A 9,370-nucleotide genomic window follows, 5' to 3' on the forward strand; every position below is an offset into this window, starting at 1 on the left:
GGATGGACGAACCCGAAGAGTGTAGTAGTCCTAATTTAGATCTTCCCAGCGTCCCGCAGCAGTATCTCCTGCGCGATCTAGCCCCGCGCCCGCGCACGTTGTGGGACATTATTACCACCACGGCTGAGATCCATCCGGAAGCCGCCGCGCTTGACGATGGCGAGATCATCACCTACGCCGAACTCGTCCACGAGGTCCAACTGTGGGCCGCAGAGCTGCACGTCAATGGCGTGCGCCGGGGCGATCGCATCGGCATCCGGATGACCTCCGGCAAGCGGGATCTTTACCTCGCCATCCTGTCCACCCTGGCCGCCGGTGCGGCCTACGTGCCGGTGGACGCGGACGATCCGGATGAGCGCGCGGAGATGGTCTTTGGTGAGGCCGATATTGATGGCCTGTTTAGTGATGACGGCTTCCGCTTCCTGCGCGAAACCCCGCGCCACGCGGCAGAGGGCGTCAAGGCCCCGCGGCCAGAAGATACCGCGTGGATCATCTTTACCTCCGGTTCCACGGGCAAGCCGAAGGGCGTGGCCGTAAGCCACCGCTCTGCGGCTGCCTTCGTGGACGCGGAGGCCAGCCTCTTCCTCATCGATCACCCCCACGGCCCGCTTGGCCCGGAAGACCGCGTGCTGGCTGGGCTTTCCGTTGCCTTCGACGCATCCTGCGAAGAAATGTGGCTGGCCTGGGGCCACGGCGGCTGCTTGGTCCCGGCTCCGCGTTCCTTGGTGCGCTCCGGTATGGACCTTGGTCCATGGCTGATTCGCCGCGATATCACCGTCGTCTCCACGGTCCCTACCCTGGCGGGCCTGTGGCCTGCGGAGGCGCTGGATAATATCCGCCTGCTCATCGTCGGCGGCGAGGCCTGCTCCCAAGAATTGGTGGACCGCCTGGCCACCGAGGACCGCGAGATGTGGAATACCTACGGCCCTACGGAGGCCACGGTCGTCGCTTGTGCGCAACGGATGATTCCGGGGCGCGCGGTTTCGATCGGGTTGCCGCTGAATGGGTGGGACCTGGTGGTCATCGATAAGCAGGGCCAACCTGTTGGCCTGGGTGAGACCGGCGAATTGGTCATCGGTGGCGTGGGCCTGGCCAGCTACCTGGACCCGCAGAAGGATGCGGAGAAGTACGCGCCGCTCGAATCCATGGGCTGGCAGCGCGCCTACCGCACCGGCGACCACGTGCGCCTGGAAGAAGACGGCCTGTACTTTGTAGGCCGCGTGGATGACCAGGTAAAGATTGGCGGGCGCCGCATTGAGCTGGGTGAGGTCGACGCAAATGTCGCCGCGCTGGATAACGTCTACAACTCCGCCGTGGCCGTGCAAAAGACCCCCGGCGGTGAATCCGTGCTGGTGGGGTACGTCTCGCTGGAGGATGAGGCGCGCGGATTTAACCACGGCGTGGCCCACGAACGCCTGGCGGAAACCATGCCCGCGGCGCTGGTCCCGCGCATCTGCGTGATGGATGAGCTTCCGGTGCGCACCTCCGGCAAGGTGGATAAGAAGGCGCTGCCGTGGCCGCTGCCTGGCGTCGGCGTGGAATCGACCACGCTGACAGAAACCGAGACGTGGCTGGCCGAGCTCTGGGTCGAGACCCTCGGTGTATCCGTGGAGGATGAGAACGCCGATTTCTTTGACCTCGGCGGCACCTCACTTGCCGCTGCAACGCTGGTGGGCCACATCCGCGATCGCTACCCCACCGTGGCCGTGCGCGATCTCTATGACCACCCGCGGCTAGGTTCGCTGGCAGAGCTCATCGCCGGCGCCGAACCGCGCCCAAAGGCGGAGCAACAAACACCGCTGCGCGAGGTCACCCCCGTGGGCGCGAAGACCCGCGTGGCCCAAACTCTGCTACAGATCCCCGCCATGACGCTGGCGGCGACTACCTGGCTGGGCTGGCTCATGCTGGGCTCGACCGTGGCCTCCGCCTTGGGCGTGGAGTGGGCGCAGTCCTTCCCGTGGTGGCTGGTCATTGCGCTGGTGCTCATCTTTGCCACGCCGCTGGGGCGCATCCCCATCGGTGGCTTTGGCGCGCGCCTGATTACCGCCGGCATCACGCCCGGCGATTACCCGCGCGGTGGTTCGACCCACCTGCGCATTTGGGCCGCGGAGCGGTGGGCCGATGCTTCCGGATCGCGCTCTATTGCCGGTGCCACCTGGGTCAATAACTACGCCCGGGCCCTGGGCGTGAAGATGAAGCGCGGCGTGGACCTGCACTCGCTGCCACCGGTGACGGGCCTGCTCACCCTGGGCAAGCACGCCGCGGTGGAACCGGAGGTCGATCTCACCGGCTACTGGCTGGACGGCGACGTCCTCCACGTCGGCGCCATCGACATCAAGGAAGGCGCCCGCGTGGGTGCGCGCTCTACCCTGCTGCCTGGCACCGTGGTGGGCAAGTACGCCCACGTGGAGGCGGGTTCCACCGTCACCGGCCGCAAGAAAATCAAGGACGGCCAGCGCTGGTCCGGCTCACCCGCCAAGAAGGTGGGCCGCTCCAAGCACCGCTTCCCCTCCAAGCCGCCGAAGCGCCGCCCCTGGTGGGTGGCCATTTACGGTGCGACCTCTCTCTTCCTGGCCGCGCAGCCGCTCATCGCGCTGCTTATCGGCGCCATCGTGGATTTAGCACTGGTGCATTCCACCTCCGGCAACCGCTTCATCGGCGCGGTGCTTTTCGCTCCCCTTGCGGCGCTTGCAGCCTTTGCCACCTACATGCTGCAGACCTGGCTGGGCGTGCGCATCCTGTCCATCGGCATCTCACCCGGAGTGAATCCGGTGCGCTCTGCCGCCGGCTGGCGCCTGTGGGCCATCGAGCGCCTCATGGATGAGGCCCGTACGCAGCTCTTCCCGCTCTACGCCTCGCAGCTGACCCCGCGATGGCTGCGCGCTTTGGGCGCGCGCATTGGCAAGGACGTGGAGATTTCCACCGCCGTGATGATCCCCGCGCTCACGGATGTCAAAGACGGCGCGTTCCTTGCCGATGACACCATGATCGGCGGCTATGAGCTCGGCGGCGGCTGGATTCACTCCGGCGAGGCCAAGGTGGGCAAGCGCTCCTTCGTGGGCAACTCCGGAATTACCGCACCTGGGCGCAAGCTTTCCAAGAACTCGCTGGTCGCGGTGCTGTCCTCCACGCCGAAGAAGACCAAGTCCGGCGCCAACTGGTGGGGTTCCCCGCCAGAGCGCATGCGGCGCGTTACCGCGCAGATCGATGCCCCCGCTGAGTCCGCCGAGGCCTTGACCTATAACCCGGGGTTCAAGCTCAAGGCCGCCCGCGGCATCGTGGAAACCATGCGCCTGCTCGCGCCGATGTTCTCGGCCATGCTGCTCGCCGCCACCCTGGGGACGCTGTATTACCTGCTTGCCGATGTCGGCTTCCTCACCACCTGGACCCTTTCCGGCCTCGTGCTCATGGCGATGGGCGCCATCGCCATGGCCGTGACCATCGCCGTGAAGTGGATCTGCGTGGGCAGGCATAGCGCGGCCGACCACCCGCTGTGGAGCGTATTCGTGTGGCTCAATGAGCTACAAGATACCTTCGTGGAGGTCGTCGCCGCCCCGTGGTTCTTCCAGCACACCTACGGCACAGGAGAGATCAACCTGGGCCTGCGGGGGCTGGGTGTGGACATCGGCAAGGGCGCCTGGATCGATTCCTACTGGTTCCCAGAAACCGATCTCTGCCACGTCGGCGCCGGTGCCTCCGTGGGGCCTGGCACCGTGGTGCAGACCCACCTATTCCAGGACCGCGTGATGAGCCTGGATACCGTCACCATCGAGGCCGGCTCCACGCTCGCCTCTCATTCGGTGGCGCTACCCGCCTCGCTCATTGGCAAATCCAGTACCGTCGGCCCCGGCTCGCTGGTCATGCGCGGTGACCGCGTCCCAGCCAATGCCACCTGGCAGGGCAACCCCATCGAACCGTGGGGATAACCTACGCAAACACCAAACCCCGGCTTTAGACCGACCACCACAAGGTCAATCTAAAGCCGGGGTTCTGTAAGCAAAAGACCCCTCCTCAGCCAAGCCGCTGAACGGTTGACCACCACGAGGAGGGGAATACTATACCGAGTATAATCGGACGTGCCGCCTCAATCAAAAATATTTTTAAAGAGCCCTTAAGTTGGTAGCCATGAGTAGTAAACGGATTAAAAAAGAGTGGTTATCAGAAAACAGGTTGGAGCCCTACTTAACAAAAACTGGTGGATCCACGGATAAGGCTTTTGAGCTTTACGAACTCGATCGCCACCTTAGTGCTTCCCTTTTTCACGAGATAGCCTTCATCGAAGTAGCATTACGTAACTCAGTTTCTGGATATCTCAGCACCGAATACGGAGATGATTGGTATTGCAAGCTCGAGATAGGGTTCGATAAACGGGTTCGAGACAATATCACAGAAGCATGGAATAGCCTGCCAAAAGACTTCACCAAGAATGCCGAACGAAGCAGAAGGCTGGGAGGAAGGGTCATTGCTGCTTCCATGTTTAGAACTTGGACAAATATCCTCGATAAAGGAGGCTCCACGGGCTTACCGGCCCCTTTCAACAATGCTGATCACGACAGAATTTGGTCCCGCCAAGCCTTAATTTCTGTCTTCCCAGGTGCGAATTCAGTAGCTCGGAAGAAAGATCCAGAATATTCCACTCACGGTCTGACCCGTAAGTGGGTTCATTCCAAAATCCTCGAGATAAAGAAAATTAGAAATAGGGTTGCGCATCACGAGTCTGTAGTCCTTCGCGGCATCCCTGTCACGGGCACAGATACTAGATTACGACCTAGAGAATGCCACGAGGCCTGCCACGATGTAGCAGCGATGTTGGACCGTGATTTAGCCTCTTACCTCACGGAAAACCTGCCCACAACAGCAATTCTCACCGAGTTGGACACCTTCTACGCAGGTCTAAATAATTCAAACAAATCATAAATGACCCACCTTCCCTAGGCCGCTAAAGCCTAAGTACCAACCCAACGGCAGGGAAAGCAGGTCATTGTGTGCCGGGCCTATTGAACCCGAGACACGCTATCTTCTACACGTGGCGGCCCAGCCAGTCCACCACCTTGTCGAGTGCTTGGTCAGCGGCTGGCTCGTTGAAGACCTCGTGCTTCTGGCCTTCCCAGTTGACGTATTCCACATCATCAGAGGTAATGGAGTTGTACCAGTCCTGGGAGAAGTACGGTGGAACGATGCCGTCCTTGGTGCCGTGCATGATAAGCGTCGGCGCGCTGAACAGGTCCGCGTTCACAGCATCGTAGGTTGCGATAGCACCCAGCTGCAGCGCGGTACCAGCGCTGGTCTTTTGCGCGATGAGCGGGCTCGTAGCGTACTCATCCTTCACGGCCTGGCTGGTGGAAATGCCCTCCGTGAACGGGTTGGACAGCATGATCTTCTTGGTGAACTCCGGCGACTGCGCACCAATGTAGGTGCGGTGGGGAATCAGGTTCTGCACGTAGTTAGCGTTGAAGCTGGTAATATCCGCCAACGGCAGGCGCTCGAACAGGGTGGGGTCGAGCTGCTTTTGCACCTCAGAGATCTCGTCCGGCGTGATGGTCTCGCCCGTTGCCTTCTTACCGGACAGGTTCAACGGTGCACCACCACCATTGGTGATGATGCCGTCCACCTTGCCAGGCTCACGAATGCCGTATGCCTGGACGGTCAGCGCGCCCATGGAGTGGCCCAGAAGGAAGGTCTTTACATCGGGGTGCTCACCCTTGGCCATGTCGACGACGCGGTCGAAGTCATTGAGGATGTACTGGAAGTTATCGATGTGTCCCAGCGGCGTGCTGCCGGAGGCAGACTTACCGTGTCCACGGTGGTCCAGGCGGTAAACGTTGAAGCCAGCGTCCAACAGGCGCTTGGCCACGTAGTCATAGCGGCCAGAGTGCTCAGAAACGCCGTGTGCCAAAACAACATTGCCACGTGGGTTTTCTACCAGCTGCTTGCGGTAGTAAATCTTCACGCCCTCGCCGTCGTGGCTATCGAAGTAGCCGTCTTCATCGGCGATCTGCTTATCAGAAACGGTGGAGCGACCGAGTACGTCGGTCTTATCTGCCGTTGCTTCTGCTACTGGCTGGCCGCCTTCTGCAAAGGCGGTAGCGGTGAGCGTTCCCGATACTGCGATGGGCGCCATGGATACAGCGGTTGCGGTAGCCAGAACGCACAGTTTCTTCCTCATCATGTACGTACTCCTTTTAGTGGTTTGCATCACACATATTGACAGGATGGCTTTTAGGTCACTTTGATAATAGTTTCCTGGCGGACGTAATTCAAATATTTTTTATTTATGGCTGTCCGCTTTTTAAGAAATAGCTGTGAGAATTATCAGGCACCCTCACGCTGCCGCCATAAAGAAGGCTGAGCCTCCTCAGCGGCCTTAGACATAGCAAAGCGGGAAGACCGATCTCTTCGATCTTCCCGCTCAACGGCGCTAGGGATTAACGCTACTAATCACCAATCTGGTCACGGCCGCGCTTGACGATGTTCCCGTCAGGCTCACCCACCACGTCATAATCTTTATTGGTGTATTCAAACTTGGACAAGACATACCGCATCGCATTGACGCGGGCGCGCTTCTTGTCATTGGATTTGATGGTGATCCACGGCGATTCCTCAGTATCCGTATAACGGAACTGCTCTTCCTTCGCGCGCGTGTAATCATCCCACTTATCCAGAGAAGCCAGGTCCATCGGTGAAAGCTTCCACTGACGCACCGGGTCAATCTGGCGGATAGCAAAGCGCGTGCGCTGTTCCTTCCGAGTAACGGAGAACCACAGCTTGGTCAGAGAAATACCCGATCCCAGGATCATGTTTTCTAGCATGGGCACCTCGCGCAGGAACTCCGCGTGCTGGGACTCGGTACAAAAGCCCATCACTCGTTCAACGCCGGAGCGATTGTACCACGAGCGGTCAAAGAAGACGATTTCGCCTGCAGCCGGGAAATGCTCGATATAGCGCTGGAAATACCAAGACGTGGACTCACGTGGGGATGGCTTTTCCAATGCAACGGTTCGCGCACCACGCGGATTCAAGTGCTCGTTGAAACGCTTGATGGTTCCACCCTTACCGGCAGCATCGCGGCCCTCAAATAAAATGATGTGACGCTGGCCAGTTTCCTTGGTCCAGTTCTGCCACTTCAATAGCTCAATTTGCAGTGCACGCTTAATGGACTCGTATTCATTGCGAGTCATACGCTCTTCATAAGGGTAATTCTCGCGCCACGTCTGCACCGGAGAGCCATCCGGCATGATCAACGACGGATCATCCTCATCCGCTCCATCAACGACGAAGCCGTCGGTTTTTGCAAGGTCAATCTCAGGAAGGTCGTCGTCTTTAATATCAGCCATGCACTTAGTGTAACCCGAATGTAGACTCTCAGCGCGGCAACTTTTCCCAGCTATAGCCACTAAATAAAGAAAAAGAAGTGTGAGATAATTTGGCTATTGTTCTTAGATGAAGTGCCCCGAGTTTTGTTCCTAGGCATTTGCCTTGTTTTCCATTATTGCCTGTGGCAAGTTCTGCTTCCACAATTCGGTTTCCACCTCGGCTGGGGTTCGGTATCCCAGGCTTTGGTGGAGCCTTGTCTCGTTCCACCATGACACCCACTCGAATGTCGCAATTTCTACCTCGACAACATCATTCCACCTGCGAGTATGGATGAGTTCACCTCTTGTGAGGGGCCGTTGACGTTTTCAGCCAGAGCATTGTCGTAGGAGTCGCCGACAGTTCCGGTAGAAGCAGTGATCCCGTGTTGGGCAAGTCGCTGGTTGTAGACAACGCTGACGTACTGCGAGCCGTGATCCGAATGGTGAATGAGACCTGTTGTTTCCCTCGCGCTCACAATCGCTTGATTGAGTGCTTGCAGCGGTAATGCCTGAAGTGCGCATCGAGTGCGATAATGCCCATCCGACGATCCGCCGGTGAGGTTACCCTCGTTTAGTGGACACCCTATTTGTGCGGATTTTGTGTCCGTAAGAGAGGATGTTCATTGTGAGTCAACAACGCCAGAAATACACGCCGGAGTACCGGCGTGAAGCCGCAAACCTAGTAATCGAGTCAGAACGCCCGATTGCTCATGTAGCGAAAGAAATTGGTGTCGCACCTGGCCTTTTAGTCCGGTGGGTGAAAAATGAGCGTCAACGCCTAAGGATCCTCTGATGGGCTAAGTGAGGCTGATCTTCGTGCTGAGAATGCTCGTCTGCGTCGTGAGCTGGCAGAAGCCAAGATGGATAACGAGTTTTTGCCTTAAAGCGACAGCCTTCTTCGCTTTGAGGCAACGCGATCAGAAAAGTTCGAATTAATGCAGCCAGAGCAAGGCGAATTTCAGTATCAAGCGCATGGCACGCCTTTTGAAGGTGTCTCGGTCTGGATACTACACATGGGCCCATATGCAGCAGCAACGCTTATTCGGTAATGATGATCGTGCGGCATTTTACGATGATGTTGATGTAAGATTCATCAGATTTGGACAGACTCCGATGAGGTCTATGGTGCCCCGCGGATCACCGCAGAACTAGGTGAGCGCTACCAGATCAGTGTGAATCGCAAGACTGTAGCCAAGCGGATGCGCATGATGGGCATTGAAGGGATGTCACCGCGGGCTTTTGTGCCCGTGACAACGATTCAAGCTAAGCGTAAGTCGAGTCTTCCGGACCTGGTCCGGCGCATGTTTGATACTGGTGAGCTTAACCGGGTGTGGATGTCGGATATTACCTACCTGCGCACCAGTGAAGGATGGTTGTACTTGCGCGTGGTCCGCGATGGCCATTCCCGCAGGGTATTGGGTTGGGCTATGGATAGCGTTCAAGATACATTTCTGGTCGAACGGGCCCTGCGGATGGCGTATACGTTGCGCGGTGACGTTCCTGATGGGCTGGTGTTTCACGCTGACCGCGGAACGCAATTTACCAGTGAGAAGCTTTGGGAGGTGTGCCGAAACCTGGGCATTGCTCAGTCCGTGGGGCGTACCGGGGTGTGTTTCGATAACGCGATGGCTGAGTCGTTCTGGTCGACGCTTAAGACCGAGTTCTACGACCGGAAGCGCTGGTCAACCCGTGATGCCGCACGCAAGGCCGTTGCCTACTGGATTGAAGTCGTCTACAACCGTCGGCGCCGACACTGAAGCCCTCGGGATGGTCAGCCCCGTCGACTTCGAGAACCATATTGGTTTAACCACCAGCAGAAAAGAAATAGCTGCCTAACCACTAGGTAGCTCTACTATGTGTCCACGATTTGCGGGCAACCCCACCGGCAGTAAACGTGAGGGTGTCCGTTTCTTTGTGTGCGGGGGCTTGGTTTACAAGTAGTCCGCGAATCGGTCGGGGAAAGGCCACGGCTAGTTGGTTGATGGCTTGTTTCCACCCGGTGGCTTTCGCTCCTTCAA

5 protein-coding genes and 1 pseudogene are annotated in these 9,370 nt (G+C 58.4%); 3 read left to right on the forward strand and 3 right to left on the reverse strand.

The genetic code is table 11. The features are described 5' to 3' along the window. Positions 1 to 2 precede the first annotated feature (2 nt). Both ABRP64_RS02245 and ABRP64_RS02250 read left to right on the forward strand, forming a co-directional pair. The gene (locus tag ABRP64_RS02245) at positions 3 to 3,926 is read left to right on the forward strand and encodes a Pls/PosA family non-ribosomal peptide synthetase (protein ID WP_349865255.1); all 3,924 of its coding nucleotides are present in this window, start codon (positions 3 to 5) and stop codon (positions 3,924 to 3,926) included. A gap of 199 nt (positions 3,927 to 4,125) precedes the next feature. Continuing rightward, on the forward strand, positions 4,126 to 4,917 hold the full coding sequence (locus ABRP64_RS02250) for an Abi family protein (protein WP_349865257.1): 792 nt from the start codon (positions 4,126 to 4,128) through the stop codon (positions 4,915 to 4,917). Between the two features lie 103 nt (positions 4,918 to 5,020). On the opposite strand, the gene ABRP64_RS02255 is transcribed toward ABRP64_RS02250, so the two are convergent. From ABRP64_RS02255 to ABRP64_RS11675, 3 genes are all read right to left on the reverse strand, one after another. Then, on the reverse strand, positions 5,021 to 6,169 hold the full coding sequence (locus ABRP64_RS02255) for an alpha/beta hydrolase (protein ID WP_349865259.1): 1,149 nt from the start codon (positions 6,167 to 6,169) through the stop codon (positions 5,021 to 5,023). Between the two features lie 265 nt (positions 6,170 to 6,434). Next, positions 6,435 to 7,334: a polyphosphate kinase 2 gene (gene ppk2, locus ABRP64_RS02260; RefSeq protein WP_284782617.1), complete on the reverse strand. Its 900-nt coding sequence runs from the start codon at positions 7,332 to 7,334 to the stop codon at positions 6,435 to 6,437. A 129-nt stretch (positions 7,335 to 7,463) separates the two neighbouring features. Continuing rightward, positions 7,464 to 7,646, reverse strand: a complete 183-nt coding sequence (locus tag ABRP64_RS11675; RefSeq protein ID WP_410757611.1) for an integrase core domain-containing protein — start codon at positions 7,644 to 7,646, stop codon at positions 7,464 to 7,466. 322 nt (positions 7,647 to 7,968) lie between these two features. On the opposite strand from ABRP64_RS11675, the pseudogene ABRP64_RS02270 reads away from it, so the two are divergent. Further along, positions 7,969 to 9,188 (forward strand): annotated as a pseudogene (locus ABRP64_RS02270) (IS3 family transposase). Positions 9,189 to 9,370: the final 182 nt, after the last annotated feature.

Origin of the sequence: Corynebacterium sp. KPL4015, from assembly GCF_040225725.1 — a bacterium.
Taxonomy (GTDB): Bacteria; Actinomycetota; Actinomycetes; order Mycobacteriales; family Mycobacteriaceae; genus Corynebacterium; species Corynebacterium rhinophilum.

What these genes read in the sequence shown, in the direction of transcription:
- ABRP64_RS02245 (WP_349865255.1), top strand. Translation starts at nt 3, where the DNA reads ATGGACGAACCCGAAGAGTGTAGTAGTCCTAATTTAGATCTTCCCAGC.
- ABRP64_RS02250 (WP_349865257.1), top strand. Translation starts at nt 4,126, where the DNA reads ATGAGTAGTAAACGGATTAAAAAAGAGTGGTTATCAGAAAACAGGTTG.
- ABRP64_RS02255 (WP_349865259.1), bottom strand. Translation starts at nt 6,169, where the DNA reads ATGATGAGGAAGAAACTGTGCGTTCTGGCTACCGCAACCGCTGTATCC.
- ppk2 (WP_284782617.1), bottom strand. Translation starts at nt 7,334, where the DNA reads ATGGCTGATATTAAAGACGACGACCTTCCTGAGATTGACCTTGCAAAA.